19 protein-coding genes and 1 tRNA gene are annotated in these 18,086 nt (G+C 44.6%); 15 read left to right on the top strand and 5 right to left on the bottom strand.

The window, feature by feature from the left end; genetic code table 11:
• Positions 1–4: 4 nt before the first annotated feature.
• The 3 genes from lnt (at position 5) to GO003_RS18820 (ending at position 3,003) form a co-directional block, all read left to right on the top strand.
• Entirely contained in the window at positions 5–1,567 is a 1,563-nt protein-coding gene (gene lnt, locus GO003_RS18830; RefSeq protein WP_159659302.1) for an apolipoprotein N-acyltransferase, read from the top strand.
• A gap of 196 nt (positions 1,568–1,763) precedes the next feature.
• Positions 1,764–2,246 (top strand): flavin reductase family protein, encoded by a 483-nt coding sequence (locus GO003_RS18825; RefSeq protein WP_159659303.1) that lies wholly within the window; start codon positions 1,764–1,766, stop codon positions 2,244–2,246.
• A 61-nt stretch (positions 2,247–2,307) separates the two neighbouring features.
• A complete protein-coding gene (locus GO003_RS18820) occupies positions 2,308–3,003 on the top strand; it encodes an SDR family oxidoreductase (protein WP_159659304.1) in 696 nt (231 codons plus the stop codon).
• Here the strand turns inward: GO003_RS18820 and GO003_RS18815 are convergent.
• The 4 genes from GO003_RS18815 to arsC form a co-directional block, all read right to left on the bottom strand.
• Complete coding sequence (locus GO003_RS18815; RefSeq protein ID WP_159659305.1) at positions 2,986–3,939, bottom strand: ketopantoate reductase family protein; 954 nt, start codon at positions 3,937–3,939, stop codon at positions 2,986–2,988. The genes GO003_RS18820 and GO003_RS18815 overlap by 18 nt on opposite strands.
• Complete coding sequence (gene hda, locus GO003_RS18810; RefSeq protein WP_159659306.1) at positions 3,926–4,630, bottom strand: DnaA regulatory inactivator Hda; 705 nt, start codon at positions 4,628–4,630, stop codon at positions 3,926–3,928. Before hda ends, GO003_RS18815 begins: the two co-directional genes overlap by 14 nt.
• Positions 4,631–4,639: 9 nt before the next feature.
• Positions 4,640–4,981 carry a DUF2069 domain-containing protein gene (locus GO003_RS18805; protein ID WP_206444817.1) on the bottom strand — a complete coding sequence of 114 codons (342 nt, stop codon included), beginning with the start codon at positions 4,979–4,981 and terminating at the stop codon, positions 4,640–4,642.
• Between the two features lie 79 nt (positions 4,982–5,060).
• Positions 5,061–5,408, bottom strand: a complete 348-nt coding sequence (arsC, locus tag GO003_RS18800; protein WP_159659307.1) for an arsenate reductase (glutaredoxin) — start codon at positions 5,406–5,408, stop codon at positions 5,061–5,063.
• A gap of 112 nt (positions 5,409–5,520) precedes the next feature.
• On the opposite strand from arsC, the gene ubiA reads away from it, so the two are divergent.
• The 4 genes from ubiA (at position 5,521) to GO003_RS18780 (ending at position 8,130) form a co-directional block, all read left to right on the top strand.
• Positions 5,521–6,393, top strand: a complete 873-nt coding sequence (gene ubiA / locus GO003_RS18795) for a 4-hydroxybenzoate octaprenyltransferase (protein WP_206444818.1) — start codon at positions 5,521–5,523, stop codon at positions 6,391–6,393.
• A gap of 10 nt (positions 6,394–6,403) precedes the next feature.
• Positions 6,404–7,216 (top strand): YdcF family protein, encoded by an 813-nt coding sequence (locus tag GO003_RS18790; protein ID WP_159659308.1) that lies wholly within the window; start codon positions 6,404–6,406, stop codon positions 7,214–7,216.
• A 54-nt stretch (positions 7,217–7,270) separates the two neighbouring features.
• Positions 7,271–7,346: transfer RNA gene (locus tag GO003_RS18785), tRNA-Thr, on the top strand.
• A 586-nt stretch (positions 7,347–7,932) separates the two neighbouring features.
• A complete protein-coding gene (locus GO003_RS18780) occupies positions 7,933–8,130 on the top strand; it encodes a helix-turn-helix transcriptional regulator (RefSeq protein ID WP_159659309.1) in 198 nt (65 codons plus the stop codon).
• Between the two features lie 33 nt (positions 8,131–8,163).
• On the opposite strand, the gene GO003_RS26670 is transcribed toward GO003_RS18780, so the two are convergent.
• Entirely contained in the window at positions 8,164–8,391 is a 228-nt protein-coding gene (locus GO003_RS26670) for a helix-turn-helix domain-containing protein (RefSeq protein ID WP_159659310.1), read from the bottom strand.
• A gap of 111 nt (positions 8,392–8,502) precedes the next feature.
• On the opposite strand from GO003_RS26670, the gene GO003_RS18775 reads away from it, so the two are divergent.
• The 8 genes from GO003_RS18775 to GO003_RS18740 all read left to right on the top strand — a co-directional run bounded on the left by GO003_RS18775 (position 8,503) and on the right by GO003_RS18740 (position 18,055).
• The gene (locus GO003_RS18775) at positions 8,503–9,087 is read left to right on the top strand and encodes a hypothetical protein (RefSeq protein WP_159659311.1); all 585 of its coding nucleotides are present in this window, start codon (positions 8,503–8,505) and stop codon (positions 9,085–9,087) included.
• A gap of 446 nt (positions 9,088–9,533) precedes the next feature.
• Positions 9,534–10,493 carry a CRISPR system precrRNA processing endoribonuclease RAMP protein Cas6 gene (cas6, locus tag GO003_RS18770; RefSeq protein ID WP_159659312.1) on the top strand — a complete coding sequence of 320 codons (960 nt, stop codon included), beginning with the start codon at positions 9,534–9,536 and terminating at the stop codon, positions 10,491–10,493.
• Positions 10,494–10,510: 17 nt separating this feature from the next.
• Positions 10,511–11,620, top strand: a complete 1,110-nt coding sequence (gene csm6, locus GO003_RS18765; protein ID WP_231089083.1) for a CRISPR-associated ring nuclease Csm6 — start codon at positions 10,511–10,513, stop codon at positions 11,618–11,620.
• Entirely contained in the window at positions 11,617–14,289 is a 2,673-nt protein-coding gene (cas10, locus tag GO003_RS18760) for a type III-A CRISPR-associated protein Cas10/Csm1 (RefSeq protein ID WP_159659313.1), read from the top strand. Before csm6 ends, cas10 begins: the two co-directional genes overlap by 4 nt.
• Before the next feature lie 49 nt (positions 14,290–14,338).
• On the top strand, positions 14,339–14,719 hold the full coding sequence (gene csm2 / locus GO003_RS18755) for a type III-A CRISPR-associated protein Csm2 (protein WP_159659314.1): 381 nt from the start codon (positions 14,339–14,341) through the stop codon (positions 14,717–14,719).
• Between the two features lie 14 nt (positions 14,720–14,733).
• Positions 14,734–15,432 carry a type III-A CRISPR-associated RAMP protein Csm3 gene (csm3, locus tag GO003_RS18750; protein ID WP_159659315.1) on the top strand — a complete coding sequence of 233 codons (699 nt, stop codon included), beginning with the start codon at positions 14,734–14,736 and terminating at the stop codon, positions 15,430–15,432.
• Positions 15,432–16,406, top strand: coding sequence for a type III-A CRISPR-associated RAMP protein Csm4 (gene csm4, locus GO003_RS18745; protein WP_159659316.1), 975 nt, complete (start codon positions 15,432–15,434; stop codon positions 16,404–16,406). Before csm3 ends, csm4 begins: the two co-directional genes overlap by 1 nt.
• Positions 16,406–18,055, top strand: a complete 1,650-nt coding sequence (locus GO003_RS18740; RefSeq protein ID WP_159659317.1) for an RAMP superfamily CRISPR-associated protein — start codon at positions 16,406–16,408, stop codon at positions 18,053–18,055. Before csm4 ends, GO003_RS18740 begins: the two co-directional genes overlap by 1 nt.
• Positions 18,056–18,086: the final 31 nt, after the last annotated feature.

The raw sequence follows: 18,086 nt of genomic DNA, 5'->3' as shown, positions 1-18,086 counted from the left end.
GATTATGAATTTTAAAGCGATACAGCGCTGTCAATGGTGGCTTCCGATATTGTCGGGAATTTTTATCGGAACCAGCTATATTCCTTTTCCGCCTTGGGCTTCCTTGTTTGGTTTTGTGCCGTTATGGCTATTTTGGATGCAACAGTCAACCCTGAAAAATGTGGTGTTGGGAGGCATGGTCACCTCGTTTGTGTTTACATTGATTGGCTTTAACTGGGTCACCCACCTGCTTCATGAGTTTGCGCATCTTAACTGGACTTTGTCTTTGGTTGGCATGGTCATCTATGGCTTGATAGCGCATTTGTTTGTGCCAATAGCGGGTTTATTCTGGTTTTTATGGCAACGCCGATTCAGCCCGGCTGCGCGTCTTTCGCTGGTCATGATGGCAATGCTGACGACCTTGAGTGAATTTTATTCCTTGACGCTATTTGACTGGAATTTCGGATACAGCTGGTTTGGTGCCGGTGTACCCCTTTATCAATGGGCTGAATATATTGGGTTTAGTGGTTTAAGCGCGTTAACTTTGTTGACTAACCTGGCTTTTTACCGGGCCTGGATAAACCGTACCAACCGGACCGGAAAACTGACGTTGATGGCCGTGGTTTGGGGGTTTGTATTATTGAATGCGGGCGGCTTATGGTTGAAAAGCCGGGTGCCGGCTCCGGATGCTTCGTTAAACGCGGCATTGGTGCAAGCCAATATAGGCAATTCTGAAAAAATGGCGGCCGAATTGGGTGAGGGATATACCCAGGAAATATTTAAACGCCACCTTCGCCTGACCGATAAGGCTCTGGTAAATTCTAAAGACAAGGTTGATTTTGTGTTATGGCCTGAAACGGCTTTTCCAGTTTTGCTGGGGGATGAATTTAAGTTTAATGACTATCCGTTGGCGTTGAGCCAGTTTCTGAAAGAACGTCAACAGGCCTTAATTACAGGGGCTTACAGTGTTGATCGGTCAGTGCGATTGATGACTAATTCTTTATTTGCGCTGGATAGCAACGGTCAGTTGACTGCGCCACATTACAGCAAGACCATTCTGTTGGCCTTTGGTGAGTATATTCCGGGAGAGCAGTGGTTCCCGGATATCCGTAAATGGCTTCCGCCTACCGGTCATTTTGCAAGAGGCGCAGGCCCTACAGCACTGCTAAAACTGGATGACTTTAAAATCGGTCCGCAAATATGCTACGAGAGCCTTTTCCCTAAATTCTCGCTTGGTTTAGCTCAATTGGGAGCACAATTTATTGTTAATGTGACCAATGATTCCTGGTACGGCACCTGGCAGGAGCCTTATCAGCATATGTACATGACGCTGGCACGAGGTGTTGAATTCAGACGGCCGGTTTTGCGGGTTACCAATACCGGAATATCTACGGTTTCTCTGGCAACCGGGCAGATACTGGAACGCTCACCTATCCATGAGGAATGGACAGGGCTGTATCAAGTACCTTATTTGAAGACTCCTCCGGTTACTTTTTATCAGAGCTATTTTTACTTGGTTCCGATTCTGCTCTGGTGTGGATTGATCACTTTGTTTGTCATGGGTTGGTTTGCCAAGGAGAAGCGCTGATACTCTGAGTTTTTCCCTTTCGTCGAATTATAGTATCATGAGCAGCTTTTCCGGCGGCTTCAGGTGATGCTTTACTCAGCATCGCCTGATCCTCGATTATCGTCAGGGTCTTCCAGCTACTGATAGTTGGCAGGTATTGCGGTTGAAGGCAAATACCGCCAAGCTCTGTTAAACACATCATTTAAAAGCAAATAACATGACTGTTGAAGCAAGTGAATTTAAAAATGCGTTACAACTCTGGGCCAGTGGTGTAACAGTCGTTACCACGCAATCAGAGCGTTTTGGATTGCAAGGCATGACGGCAACCTCTTTTTCCAGTGTTTCACTGGATCCTCCACAAGTACTGGTTTGTATTAACGAGAGGGCGGATACAGGAGAGGGTATTGAAGAGAGTCAGCATTTTGCGGTTAATATTTTAACGGCAAAACAGGAGCAAGTGTCTAATGAATTTGCCGGTAAAGCCAGCCAGGAAGATCGCTTTCGAAATGTATCCTGGAGCCAGGGTAAAGAGGGTATGCCATTGTTGGATGATAGCCTTGCCTCACTTGAATGCCGTGTTCTGCAGAAAGTCAAAGCAGGTACCCACTGGATTATTGTGGGTGAAGTGAATAATGTTGTTTGCCGCGAAGGTGACCCTATACTCTATTACAGTACCGGATATAGAAAACTGACGGCATAATTTTCAGTGCGCCAATTTAAGGGCGCACTTTGTAGTTTATAGATTTAATCTGAGGTTATTTATGTCAACTGTATTAATAACCGGAGCCAATCGGGGTTTGGGTCTTGAATTTGCGGCTCAATTCGCGGCTGAAGGCTGGGACACCATCGCTGGTTGCAGAAATCCTGAAACGGCAGCCGAGTTGAATCAATTAGGCAAAAAGTTTCTCAATCTGTCGATTGAGGCTTTGGATGTCATGTCTTTTGATCAAATTGATGCGCTTTCGGCGCAGCTTAAACACCGCTCAATTGATGTGCTGATCAATAATGCGGGTATTTACGGTGATAAGGCGGGTCATGGGTTTGGCGACTTGGATTATCAGATGTGGCAGCAAACTCTGTTAATCAATACCTTGGCCCCGGTCAAAATGGCAGAAGCATTTTTATCCCAATTGGAGCTTGGCGGAAAAAAACTGCTGGTCTCAATCACCAGTCAAATGGGGAGTATTGCGGATAACACCAGCGGCGGCAGTATTTTGTATCGCTCCAGTAAGGCGGCTTTAAATGCGGCGATGAAAAGCCTTTCATTGGACCTGAAAGCCAAAGACATCGGTGTGTTGGTCTTGCATCCCGGATGGGTCAGAACCGATATGGGTGGACCTCAGGGTTTGATTGATGCAAAACAAAGTGTGGCTGGTATGCGAAAAATAATCGAAAACTTTTCTGCCGAGCAGTCTGGTCAGTTCATTAAATATGACGGATCACTGTTGCCCTGGTGAAGCTTCATGCGTGAGATTAAACTGAAGTTCGCGCAGTTTTAATAAGCCATAAACAGTTTCCAAGTGAGGAATGGCGACGTTTTCCCTACGCCCTGCACGAACTGCATTGCCTATAATTGCTTCGATTTCCATCGGCTGTCCGCGTTCAAAATCAAGCAGCATACTGGTTTTATAAGGTGGCATCGCGTAGGTGTTTTTGATATTGGTATCAATGATATCGGCCGGTAGCTCATGACCACAGGCGCGGGCAATATCGACAATTTCCTGCATAATCGCACGTACCAGCTTTTCCTGGGTGCCCAGTATTTCCTGAGTTGCCAAGCCGCCTGATAATACTGATAAGGGGTTAAACGGCGCGTTCCAAATGCATTTTTGCCAGCGTGCTGTAACAATGTCCTCAGTAGACTGGCAGGTCATGCCGGCTTGATTAATCAACTCGCATAAGCGGTTTGTTTTAGGGCTAATCCCGCCCGGAAAATTGCCTAAAACCAGTTTGCCGTAGGCCAGGTGTAAGATTTTCCCTGGCTCAAGGCGGTTGCTGCAAATAAAAGCAAGTCCGCTGATGATTTCATTTTGGGGGAAGGCTTCATGCATTATCTGTTCGGTTTCGACGCCATTTTGGATGAAGACAACGACCGTATTTTTAGTGACGGCGGGTTTTATCAATGCCGGTCCGTCGATGTGTTTCACAGCTTTAGTGCATAAAATGACATAATCAGCTGTGCCCGAATATTCGCCTGCCTGTCTTAGAACCTGACTGGGCCGAAATATCCAATCCCCCAGGTTATGGCTATGGATGTTAAACCCCTGCTGTTTGACAGTCTCGTAATCTGAACGGCAGACAACTGCAACATCTGCTCCGGATTTTGCCAGTAAAGCGCCATAAAATCCGCCAATGGCGCCGGCACCGATGATCAATATTCTAGGGGAGGTCATTCTTGCCGAGGATTTGTTTCAGAAACGGTAGGGTCAGCTTGCGTTTTGCAGCCAGTGTGGCATGGTCCAACTCAATCAGTAATTGCCATAGCGTAACCGTATCTCTTGCATAACGGTTGAACAAAAATCGGCCGACTTGCGGAGACAGATCAAAACCTAATTGCTTCGCCCTGAAGCTCAAGGCCAATATAATCTCTTCGTCGGTAAGGGTCTGCAATTTTAGGGTCAATCCCCAGTTGAGACGGGTCTTAAGATCCGGCAATTCAATCGTCAGCCAGTTAGGCGGGCAATTTGAGGACAGGATTAACCTGTAACCATTATCCCGGTGCCGGTTGTAAAAATTAAAGAATTGCTGCTCCCACTCTGTGTGGCCTGCAATGGCGTCAATATTATCAAAACAAACCACTTCATATTCTTCCAGGCCATTTAATAAACCGGTGTCGGGTAAGCCCGGATTTATAAATTCATAATAGAAAGCCGTTTTTTTCTGTTCTTCCGCCAGCAGGCAGCAGGCTTGCATTAAATGGGTTTTGCCAAGCCCTGAGTTTCCCCAGATATAAATTTGCTGTTCTCCTTCAAATGATACGCATTGAATCAGATGATTGATCGCTTCCTGGTTTTTACCCGGGTAAAAGCTGTTAAACGAAGGTCTTAATCTGTGTTCAAATGCTAAAGGGATTTGCTCGACCATTATTCTTGCTTACGATTTCAGTGCCCGAACATAAAATGTCGCGCCCATAAACAGCATCAGGCTAAACAGAATCTCAAGCAGGGCAAGTGAGCGTTCGGCTGGATTGACATAGGCTTCAGCTGTGCCATGAATAATATAGATCAGGCTGATGTAAGCAGCCCACGCGCAGCTTTTTCGCCGGCCGTGCAGCAGTCCGCGCATTGGTAAAAGTAAAGGCGTCACGCTTAATAAAAGAATCATTGCCACTGGGAATCGGCTGCTTTCAGTCAGCACAGTTGGCCAAAGCATAAGTAAAGCGAATAAGCCAAAAAAACCGGCTAAGGCTATCGAATGATAAAAAGAGGGTTTCATAATAATGAAATTAAAACAGTTTACACGCTATCAGCGATAAAAAAGAGCAGGTTGTTTGAAACCTAATAGGGCGCAAGTCTCATAAAATAGTTAAAACATTTTCAGGAGGTCGGCCAATTGCCGCCTTATCGTTGGCCAGTACGATAGGTCTTTCGATCAATTTTGGATTGGCAACCATACCATCTATTAAGGCTTGGCGGTCCAGGTTCGAATTATCCAGGCCATATTCTTTGTATTCCGCTTCACTTTTTCGCATGAGCTCACGCGGTTCCATGTTTAACTTTTCTAGAATATCGTCGAGCTCCGAAGTAGAGGGAGGTGTTTTTAAATATTCAATGATTTCAATATCCAGGCCTTTATCCTGCAGTAATTGCAGGGTTTGACGTGATTTACTGCAACGCGGGTTGTGATAGATTTTTACGTTCATAGTGCAAACATAACGGAATATTAAAACGCTATAATACCATTTTTATTCCCGATGCCAGTAAAAGCGGGACACCTTTTCAATTGAACAACGCATCAATAAACAGGACATTCCGGTGAACAGTCAGCAGATTCAAGAGCGAGCGAAACAGTACTGGTTGCTAGCCAGGCTCGATAGACCGATTGGCATTTATATACTGCTTTGGCCTGCCTTATGGGCGTTATGGCTTGCCAGTGAAGGAAGTCCCAATCTAAAAATCCTGTTTGTATTTTGCGCGGGTGTTGTGCTGATGCGTTCTGCAGGCTGTGTAATCAACGATTATGCGGATCGCGATTTTGATCCTCATGTGGAACGGACTCGTCTGCGCCCGATTGCCGCCGGTAAAGTTACCACCAAAGAAGCCCTGATTATTTTTGTGATGTTGAGCCTTTGCGCATTCGCTTTGGTGTTACTGCTAAATACGCTCACCATAGGGCTTTCTTTTGGCGGTGCGTTTCTGGCTGCCAGTTACCCGTTTATGAAGCGCTATACTCACTTGCCTCAGGCCTATTTGGGAATAGCCTTCGGTTGGGCAGTGCCTATGGCTTATGCCGCAGAAACTGAAGCGATTCCGCTAACAGCCTGGGTACTCTACATCGCCGTTATCTTATGGGCTCTGGTGTATGACACCATGTATGCAATGGTCGACAAAGAGGATGATCTTAAAATAGGCGTAAAATCGACCGCAATCTTGTTCGGTGACAAAGACCGAGAAATTATGGGTGGGCTTCAATTGCTCATCATCAGTTTGCTGCTGACGGTAGGCTATTTGCAAGCCATGGGATGGGTTTTTTATGCGGGAGTATGTGCAGGGGCCGGATTTTTTATCTATCAGCAACAGTTGATTTTTAAACGCGAAAAATCCCAGTGTTTTAAGGCGTTTTTAAATAACAACTGGTTCGGTTTGGTTGTGTTTATAGGCATTGTGCTCGATTATTGGGTGCGTTGATACCGCCCTCATGGACACAATTTTTTTCTGGTGTTCGAAACTGATCTGGGCAATTGTTTCACCCGATCACCTTTTGCTTTTTGCCGTAACTCTGGCCTGTGTTCTTTTTTGGTTGGGTCGTTATAAATTAGCGCGTGGATTGCTGACGGCTTGCGTGCTGATTTTTTGGTTGATCGCCTTAATGCCGATTGGTCAATGGCTTTTGGATCCCCTTGAATCAACGTTTCCGGTTAATCCTCCTTTGCCTGATCATATTGACGGCATCATCATGTTAGGAGGCAATGAAAAAATCGAAGCCAGCATCAAATGGCAACAAGTTGAGCTCAAGGCTTACACTGAACGTGCTTTAGCGTTTATGCGTTTAGTCAGACAATATCCCGAGGCAAAACGGGTATTTGCAGGAGGATCGGGTGGCCTGAAAGCGTTAAAAAAATCAGAAGCGGATATCGCGGCGCAACTTTTTCAACAACAGGGTTTGGATGTTTCAAGCATTCAATTCGAAAGCAATTCAAGAAATTCCTACGAAAACGCAATATTAACCAAGCAGTTAGTAAACCCGAAGACTGGCGAGTTCTGGTTATTGATCACCAGTGCTTCTCATATGCCGCGAGCGGTTGGCGTATTTTGCCAGGTTGATTGGCCTGTAACGGCTTATCCGGTGGATCATTGGACAACACCATCGCAGCAGGTAAAAGTAGACTTTGCTTTTGCAGAGCATCTGGAGCAATTTGTTTACGGCACAAGAGAATGGCTTGGCCTTGCCGGATATTATTTTTCAGGAAAAACCAGCGCATTGGTCCCGAAAACATGCATCAAAAGTTAACCCTAAAAAGGGTTTGCAGTCATAAAAAAGTTCTGTATAATGCACAGCTTCTTTGCTGGTGTAGCTCAGTTGGTAGAGCAGCTGATTTGTAATCAGCCGGTCGCGGGTTCGAGTCCCATCACCAGCTCCAATAAAATCAAGGCCTTAGGTTTTTTACCAAGGCCTTTTTTTATTCCTAGGTAACACATAGGTAACAAATTAACTGAAACTTTCTGAAACAATGGAAGGCCTATTCAGGAAATTTTGATCGATCTAACTTTGCCACTAAGAATTGATCGCCCTATCCATAAATCATATGACAAAACAGTCCATCAGTTTTAAAGGTGATTTTGTGGTCGTTTTAATCAACCAAGTATTGGCTCAATTCTGTTGGCCATTGACAACTATTTTTGAGTATTCTTCGTAGTCCGGTTTATCGATGTTCCGTTTTGTGAACCCGTTCCGCATACCCCTCCAAAATATTCTATCAATCAAATCCAATAAATTGACTTAATGCGTGCGCTTAAGGTAATTGTCTTTTTATTTCAATCGCTTAGGAGCTCGTCAAAAGTCAATATAAGATTTTGGGGTGATCCGGGATAAAAAATCATTATGATAAAATTGAGTTACAAACCTAAACCAATCGATTTAATCGAGTGAGAGTAGGAGTGCCGGACCAGTCCGACTCAAAGGCCGAAACAATGACTGGCGGGTCAATTTTTCTGTGAGAACACAAGATGAAACAAAATTTAACATTTATTCGCTCAAGAGATGTTCAGGAAATTTATGGAATCTCCCGAACAACCACATGGCGTTATGTTCGGCAGGGCAAACTGCCGCCGCCAAAAAAAATCTCAGAGGGGATATGCGGCTGGGACCGAGCTCACTTGGATGAGTTTTTCGGAATTAAATCGGAGATTAGCAAAACTGAATAACCCGGCGAATTCAACCCCACAAAGTTCCAAACTTTAATTTTTATCAGCGACATATTCGACTAAATCAGAGATTTGGCAATCAAAAAATTTGCAAAGCGAATCAAGATTATTGGTTGTTGTATTGTGACCTAATGGATTATTAATTTTTGACAGCGTTGTTCTATTGACCCCCGTCACATTGGAAACCTCCTCCAGTGTTATTTTGCGGCCTTCCCTAAAGGACTTTTCGGCAAGAAGTTCTTTCAATTTAAATCTAAGCATAAGTTATTTAGTCACAAAATGTTCTTGACAGGAACAATTATTATTGTAGAATGTTCTTCACAGGAAGTATTATTCTTCTAGGGATATTATCACAGTATTGGAGACCTTGTCATGACCTATGAAACGCTTACTATCGCTTGCCTAAAGTGTGGAAAACCCCATACCTATGTTCGAACCAGAAGTTTCAGAAAATACTGCTCACATAAATGTGCCGTTGAATATAACGCACAATTAGCGCATAACAAACTTATCAAATCACGATTGATTACCGAATATTATATTAAATTTCCCCACAAAAGATTTTTAGCATCGACAAAAGCCTCAGCAAAAAAGCGAAACTTAGTGTTCGATATTTCAGAAGCCTGGTTCAAAAGTAAATTAGACAAGGGTTTCTGTGAAATTTCGGGACTGCCAATTAAAACTAAAACCTATGAGGCCGGTAAAGTTGGTGAACGCTCATTCTATTCTCCCTCAATTGATCGAATCGATAATGCTATTGGTTACATTGAGTCAAATTGCCGGATCGTTTGTTGGGGGCTTAATATGGCTAAATCCAAATTTACCGATCGCGATATTAATGCTCTGGCGTTGTCATTGGTTCTCAGCCATATTCCGGAAAGAGTGCAGCAGGACGTTATATCGTGTTTGCCAAAAAATCTATTGGCATCATTGCCATCAGGAAACCCATATTATTAACCGCTATAAGTGACGAGAGAGCAGATGTTAAAAATACTTATGAGTTGAATCTAAGCGGCTATTTTTTAACGCCTCGGCAATGTTGAGGTCGCAAAAAATAGAGTGTGTTAACACGTCACTTGGATTCGACTTATATGTTCTTTGGGAAGGATTAGGCTAACGCCCAATGCCATGACCCAAAAAATGAGGTCAACCAATTTAACAAGTGCTTTGTTTCAGGGCTTTAACACAATCATACTGACTCTATCAACAACAGCCGAGCCCTGGAAATTATTGCGTAGCCTGATATTGCAACGGAAAGTTATTCTTAGGAGCCACCGACTTCACCAACAACAAGAATGCCAGCTTTTCCTACTGAATCCCTCAAGCATTTTCGGTTATGACAAGCTTGTGAGTAATGAGTTTGTCTGCTAGATTCTGTACATTATCACAAGGAGGTTTTCACTATGTCCGTTTCAAATCCTGTCATCCCCATAAAAGCATACCGGTTTAAGTTCGATGTGGATTCCCCTATCAACTTACCTCGATTTCCGGGCTCTGCCTGGCGCGGCGCTTTCGGGCATGCGTTAAAAAAAACCGTCTGCGTGGTGCGCAATACACCGTGCAACCAATGCCTGCTTAAAAATGCCTGTGCTTACAGCTATATTTTTGAAACACCGCCCTCAGCGAATGCCGAAAAAATGCGCAAATACACAGCCGCACCGCATCCGTTCGTATTACAGTTTCCGCAGACATCAGCCACCTCTGGTTATGAGTTGGACATCATCCTGTTCGGACACGGTCAGCGTTATTTTCCTTATTTCATTCATGCCTTGCAAACAGCTGGACGCTCAGGGATTGGCGGTCACCAACAACTATTCAACTTACAAAAAGTCGACGACATCAGTCTTACAGACCACTGCCAAACCATCTATGAGAACAATGAACTCAAACCGCAGCAAGCGCCAGTGCATCCGCACATACCGACCATGCCTTCAAAGATAGTCATCACGTTTCATACCCCATTGCGTATCAAACAGGCTAATAAAAATCTTGTATCCTGGCAATTTACCTTTGGCGCATTTTTCAGCACATTGCTAAGACGCATTTCAATGATCAGCTATTTTCATACCGACACGCCACTGGAAACAGATTTTGCCGGATTGAGCGCCCAAGCCAAAACAGTCCAATTTAACCAGCAAAACCTGCAATGGTTTGATTGGACGCGCTATTCATCGCGGCAACAAACCGAAATGAACATGGGGGGGTTGATAGGCACCGTTGAACTGGACATGCACAACCTCGAAGCATTTTGGCCTTATCTTTGGCTAGGTCAATGGACGCACGTAGGGAAGGGGACAAGCATGGGCATGGGCGCTTATTCTATAAAATCGACAAACTTGCCAGCCACTACCCTCACAAGCTAATGGAAAATAATACAGGGATGACTACAAAAAATCAGTTACTTGCTGTCACCGGACTCAGCCCTCAAGTGGTTACAGAAACCTTGTTTGCACTGCATCAACAAGGCGAACCCTTACCGGAGGCAATCCACATATTAACCACTGCCGAAGGCTATCAACGTGCGCGTCTTACCTTGATCAACGATGGTTGGCTTGGGCGGTTTTATGATGACTATCAATTGCCTAAACCGGCATTTTCCGAACAACATATTCATGTTCTCGAACAAGCGGACAGAACACCCTTAACCGATATTCGCAGCCAAGCCGATAACCAAGCCATGGCGGACGGCATCACCGAGTGGATTAGACAATTGACCGAAGCTCCCGATACCACACTGCATGTTTCCATTGCAGGAGGCCGGAAAACCATGGGATTTTACGCGGGCTATGCGCTTTCGTTATATGGCCGACCACAAGACCGGCTCAGCCATGTCCTGGTGTCCGCCGATTACGAATCCCATCCCCAATTCTACTATCCCACACCGTATTCTCAGGTTATTTACGGCAATGATCCAAGCCGTAAACCGTTGGATACCCAAAATGCCGAAGTCATACTCGCCGACATTGCCTTTGTGCGCTTGAGGCACGGACTGGATCAAGCTCTGCTGGAAGGAAAAAGCAGCTTCAGTTCCTCGGTAGCCATGGCCCAACAAGCGCTCAATCCACCTCACTTGATCATCGCCGTCAAAGCCAGAGAGCTTATCGCCAATGGCAAACGGATCAAGCTGTCGCCAGCGGATCTGTCATTTTACCTATGGCTGCTGCACAGACAACAGACCGATCAAATGGCACCTACCTGTCCCAGCGATGGCGCACCGGATAGCGATTATGCAGCCGAATACCTCAACCATTACCGTGCGATCAATGGCGAGCTCGGTGGCGTCGACCGGACGCTGAGTCATTTGCAAAACGGCATGAGCAAAAGTTTTTTTGAACAACGCAAATCACGGATCAATAAAATCCTGAAAGCAAACCTGCATCAAGCAGCGCAGGCCTATCTTATTATCCCGGTGGGTCGAAGGCCGCAAACCCGCTACCAAATAACGTTACAAAAAGAACAGATTCACTATCAACAGGAGATTAACGGATGAGTATCAATCCTTTGCTTGAACAATCGAGTCGCATCGCGTTATCGGCTTTTTTACATGATCTAGGCAAATTTGCCGAACGTGCCAAAATACCGGTTAATCAAGAAACGCTTGATGCCAACAAACAACTTTATTGTCCGCATCGCAAAAAATATATCGATGATAAAGGCTATTTTAGCCATGTCCACGCCGCTTATACCGGCTTGGCAATGGACTTGATAGAAGACTGCATGCCCGATTTAAAGGGTGCAGATTTTTCCCCGTTCGGTTCCTGGAAAACCAATGATGTGGATGATTCGTTTATCAATGCTGCCGCTAAGCACCATAAGCCAGAAACCTTTTTGCAATGGATTATCGCTACAGCGGATCGAGTAGCATCCGGTTTTGATCGTGAGGAATTTGAAGAATATAACCATGGGGAAGATGTCACGGAAACAGGCAAAAACCATTACACCGCAAGGCAGTTGCCGCTGTTCGAGCAAATTCGCCTGAATAGCAAAGCCGAGCAAAAATATAATTACCGATATGAGCTTAAGCCCCTATCACCTGACAGTATCTTTCCAGTAAAGAGCGCAGAATGCGAAGGCAATGACGATAAAGCTGCCCAAAAAGAATATAAAGAGTTATGGCAAGGCTTTACTGAAGCATTAAAACTGATGCCTAAATCGCATCGCAACAACTGGTCATTATGGCTGGATCATTTTGAAACGGTATGGGGCGTTTATACCCAAGCAATCCCCTCGGCAACCGCGTTTAATATTCGCCCGGATGTATCGTTATACGACCATTCCCGAGTTGCGGCCGCTTTAGCGGCAGCATTGTGGCGATATCACCATGAACTTAAGCAAACTGACGGTGAGGCGGCAAAAGACCTTAAAGCCCAGGAAAAAAGTTGGGAAGATAAAAAGTTTTTGCTGATCCAAGGTGATTTTTTTGGTATTCAGGATTTCATCTTCGCCAGCGGTGGCGAAACTAACAAACGTGCTGCCAAACTTTTGCGTGGCCGCTCTTTTTACATCTCATTGCTCAGCGAATGTGCCGCTTTAAAAGTCCTGGATGCTTTGGATTTGCCATCCACCAGCCAAGTCATCAACGCTGCGGGTAAATTCATGATCGTGGCGCCTAATACGCCGGTAACCATTAAAAAAATACAACAGGTACAACAGGAGCTTGATAGTTGGTTTTTAAAGCAAAGTTGGGGACAAGCAGGCGTTGGTTTGGCTTGGACAGAGGCGTCCTGCAATGACTTTCGTCGTGGTAAAAAAGGCACAGACAGTCCCTATAAACAATTGATTAAAAAGCTGTTTGAACAACTGGAGTTTATCAAAAACCAAAGACTAAATCTGTGTGGTGATTTATCTGTTCCACTAGTTTTCAGTGACTTCCTTGACAGTTTTGATAATGAAAAGGGGGTCTGCAAAATTGACGGAAGATCACCCGCGACAGAACAGCTCGATATCAACACTTATATTAGTGCGCTTGCCAATGATCAAATTGAGACAGGGAAATGGTTAACACGCAGGGAACGAATACTGATTACTCGCCAATCCTTGGGGATGCCCAGCGCCTTAAAAATACCAGTCTTTGGCTATCATATAAGCTTTGCAGAATCAGAAGGTGGTCAAGGTAAATTCGGAGAACAAGCCCAAAACGGTAACCTACTCAGAGCCTGGGATTTTTCTTTGCCACAATCGGCTGATAAAGCTTTGTGGAATGGTTATGCCCGACGGACTATCAATGCCTATGTGCCTTTATTCAATGACAAAGCTCAAGCTGAGGCCTTATTAGGTAAATATGCGGGAGAAGAAAAGTTGGACATTGGTGAAGCTAAGACCCTTAATCACATTGCTTGCGAAGATCAAACATTACAAGAAAATCATCAATGGCAAGGCATCAGTGCGCTATCCACTTTAAAAGGCGATGTCGATAATCTTGGGATGATCTTTCAATCCGGTTTAGGTGACGACGTCAGCTTTAGCAAAACCGCTGCGTTATCCCGGCAAATCAACGCTTTTTTTACGGTTTATCTACCTTGGCTTTGTAAAACGGAATACTCAAACACCTATACCGTATTTGCCGGTGGCGACGATTTCTTTTTGATCGGCCCGTGGCTTTCGCAAATCAAATTAGCCAGCAAAATGCGACAAGCTTTTCAAGACTACGTAGCCGGGAATCCAGAAGTACACTTTTCAGCGGGCATCAGCACAACAAAACCGGGTTTACCCATAAGCCAGCTTGGGGAAATGGCTGAAAAATCGTTAGAAATGGCAAAATCATACAACCCAAATAAAACAATGCCTGCACCGAAGAATGCCGTTAGTTGTTTTAATCAGCATATGTTGTGGGAGGAATTTAGTGCATTGGAAACTCGTAGAATCCGTTTGCATGAACTCAGCCAAGAAATGAATTTAAGCACAGGCTATGTCTATGGTTTGCTTAACCTGATTGATATGGCCGAAAAGGTTAGTGAAAAGCCTGAAAACGCCATATGGCATAGTTATTTTGCTTACCGAACCGTGCGTATGCTCGAACGTAATAAGCAGCTTGACAAAGAACAGCGCAAACGTCGACAAGTAGAACTTGCTGAGGAAATTGCCAATTCCGGCATAATTCGACATGGGAGTAACTACCGGGTTGCGTTGTTTTGCCATTTGTATCAGCAGCGTGATTGACATTATCGAACGATCAAAATTGAGATTACTTTAAACAAAGGAGATTTACATGGATATCAAGCTCAGCAAGTCCGACGAAAAATTAGATCCGGAGTTATTCAACGGAATTGCCAAAAACGCAGCAAAACAGGTTGCCAGCGGGGGTGACCGAGTCAATAAAGCAACTCAACTTAGAAAATTCTATGACGAAATAGTGTTATGGGATAACAAAGTACTGCTTCACCCGGAAAAATTCGATGAATATTTGCCTTTTATTCGGATGTTAAACGCTAAAGTCGCTTATGCAGAAGGCCGAAAACTGGTGGATCATAATTTTGTCGGCTTACTGAATAACGGATTAAAGCAAGTCATTTGTCCAATAACATTGCACACCTTTAAATTGTTTATGGAAGCCTTCATGGGCTTTTATAAGCAAGAACGCCCAAACTGACTCGAGGCTAATTTATGCAACTTACCAAAATCCAAAAACTTACCGGCCAAATCGAACTCCTAAGTGGTCTTCATATCGGTAGCGGTAACACAGAAATTCATATCGGTGGCACTGATAATCCTGTAATTACAAACCCGATAACTCAACAGCCTTACATACCCGGCTCCAGTATCAAAGGCAAAATGCGCAGTTTGCTCGAGTGGCAGTTGGGTGTGGTCGGACTTACAGATGGCCAACCCTTAAGCTTTAAGCACCTCAAAAAGCTAGACGGTAATACACTCAATAAAGCTAAATCATTGATAAAACTTTTTGGCGGGGCTCCCGATGGCGATATTGCACAGGATTTATTGGCCGAAATAGGCCCGAGCCGACTGGCATTCTGGGATTGTTCACTCGATCCAAATTGGGTCGAAATAATGGATAAGAAAAATCTGATGCTCACGGAAGTTAAAATGGAAAATACCATTGACCGTATTAAAGGTACTGCGGAACATCCAAGAAATACAGAGCGCGTTCCGGCTACTGCCAAGTTTGATTTTAATTTGACTATCCGGATTCACGATGATGAGGATCTGACTGATACCATTCTGGTTGGGCTTAAATTATTAGAGCTCACAGGGCTGGGCGGTTCCGGTTCGCGTGGTTACGGCAAAATCGCCTTCCGTGACCTTAAGCTGGATGGACAAGACCTCAAATTGCAAGAGGTCGCCTGATGCAAAGCTTCTGCGTGACACTGACTCCGTTATCGGCTTTCGCTACGCCGTTAAAGGGCGACACGCTCTTTGGGCAACTATGTTGGGCTGTTCGCAATCGACTTGGTGAGGCTTACCTGGAGAATTGTTTGATGGGCTATACGGAAAATCAGCCGTTTGCCGTGATTTCCGATGCTTTTCCTGCTGATTATGTGCTTTTACCCAAGCTACCCAGTGTTTTTTATCAATCTATAGACGGGGAAGACCGTAAAGCCATCAAGAAACGTTGTTGGTTACCTGTTGCAGCTTTCGAACATCCGGTCTCGGAATGGTTGTGTCAAGCCAAGAGTACAGCCGAACTAGCGGAGAGTTATTCAACCGACAAGAAAACCTTTGGCTCCCTTAGCAAAACACATCCACAACCGCATAATACGATTAATCGCCAGTCCAATACGACTGGTGACGGTGGGTTTGCGCCTTATAGTATCGAGCAGGAATGGTTCGTTCCAAGTTTGCGTTGGACAATATACGTGCTACTGGACACTGATCGATTGAGTGCACAAGATTTTCAAAAATGTCTTACAGATATTGGTGATTTTGGCTTCGGTAAAGATGCCAGTATCGGTCTGGGAAAATTTGAAATTGTAGATTTTCAAGAAAAACCATTGCCAGCACAACCTGATACCAATGCTTGTTTAACACTTGCACCCTGTGCACCGCAAGGATTGAACTTTGATAGACAGAAAAGTTTTTACCAATTGTTCACACGTTTTGGCCGGCATGGAGATATAGCGGTACACCAGGAAGGAAAACCGTTTAAAAATCCGATTTTGTTAGCACAAACCGCTGCAGTATTGGGCGCAAAACCTAACGTTTTGGGCTTTATCGGCCAAGGCATAGGCGGCAACGGCGAATTATCCAAAACACTGCCTGCAACAGTACATCAAGGTTATGCCCCATTTATAGCTATCAACTTAAAAGCCAAGGAATGTTAATGACACATTTTTTGAACCACTACACCCTTAAGTACACTCCGTTGTCACCTTTACACATTGGTGCTGATGAAAGTTATGAGCCGGGTAACTATATAATAGATGACGAAGCTGGAGCCTTATATAGCTTTGACAGTCAAGCAGCTTTGTCCGGTTTAAGTAGCAGTGACGGAAAGCAATTGCTCACTATTGTCAATGGTAAACCGGATGACGCAATGCTGACTAAGGTACAGTCATTTTTTCATAACCATAGGGAAAAGTTACTGGCCTTTGCTAAGCCGCCCGTTCCTACTGCAAGTGGAGTCAAAGCCCTGTATGAAAAACGCATTGGCAAGACCGCCCAACATGAAGGTCAAGGCAAAAGGGTAATTAACAAGCTGGAAATTGATCGTACCTCTTATAACCCGGTTGACGGTTGTCCATTGTTGCCGGGTAGCAGTATTAAAGGGGCGATTCGCACCGCGTTGCTAGACCAGAACAATGACGGAAAGGATCGTAAAGAGCGTAATCAGCAAATTCAGCAACGCCTGTTTGCCGACGGTAAATTCCATACCGATCCCATGAGGTTGGTTTCGATCGGCGATGCCAGCTGGCAAGGAAATCCCGAAAAACCGGCCTGCCAAGTGCAATTTGCTGTTAACCGTAAACGCAAGTTAGTTACAAAAGATGGAATAGTGGTCAAATCGCAAGCCGAAGCCAGCAATCTCTATCAACTCCTAGAATGTGTTGCTCCGCATCATTACCAGAGTTTCACCGGAAGTTTAACCCTGCACAATACTCAATCTGTGCCACAAGATGATCGCAAACTACCTAAGCAACATTTACATTGGACAGTAAAAGAAATCGCCAAGGCCTGTAATATTTTTTACATGGGCCTATTCTGGCAAGAATTACAGGCCATGAAAGAACGAAACTACCTTGAAACTGAATGGCAAAATCAGATTGAACACTTGTTGGGAAATGGATTATTAAAACGGTTAAATGAGGGTGATGCGTTTTTGCTACGGATCGGCCGCCATAGCGGTGCTGAAGCTTTGACGCTAAATGGTGTGCGTAAAATTAAAATTATGCAAGGACGTGGCGAAAGACCTAAAGAAGAGAGTCAACCTAAAACCTGGTGGTTGGCTGCCGATGACATTAGTAACAAGCAGGGTTTACTTCCTTTCGGCTGGGTATTAGTCGAAATCGATCCGAAATCACCGGATAGTCCGCTTCAACACTGGTTGGAAAACAGCAACAATGATTTAACCGCTTGGATGCAGCAGCAATTAACTAAACAAAATGGACTTAAAGATAAAGCCGAATTACGGCAGCGAGAAGAGGAGGGAAAAATACAAGCTGAGCAAAAACAAGCCGAAGAATTGCTGTTAAAACAACAAGCAGAACAGCAACGCCTTGATAGCCTTAGCCCCATCGAGCAGGAAATTGAAACCTTCCTAAAACCAATTCAAGTTCAGGAGCACGATACGCGGTTGTTACAAGAGTTAGAAAAAGGCCGCTGGCAAAATGACGATGCCAAACGGGTTGCCGAAAAAGTAAAAGCATTGATGGAGCTGGCAGGCAAATGGATGCCGGATTTTGCCGGGGACAATAAACAAAAAGTCAAACTAAAAGAGCGTAGCCTCAAAGTGCTGAAATATCTTCAGGACTAATCATGGAGGCCGACTTTATCTGCCGCTTCAA

The organism is Methylicorpusculum oleiharenae (assembly GCF_009828925.2).
Lineage (GTDB): Bacteria > Pseudomonadota > Gammaproteobacteria > Methylococcales > Methylomonadaceae > Methylicorpusculum > Methylicorpusculum oleiharenae.
The sequence above is the reverse complement of the archived record's forward strand: the minus strand, read 5'-3'. Positions and strand labels throughout refer to the sequence as shown.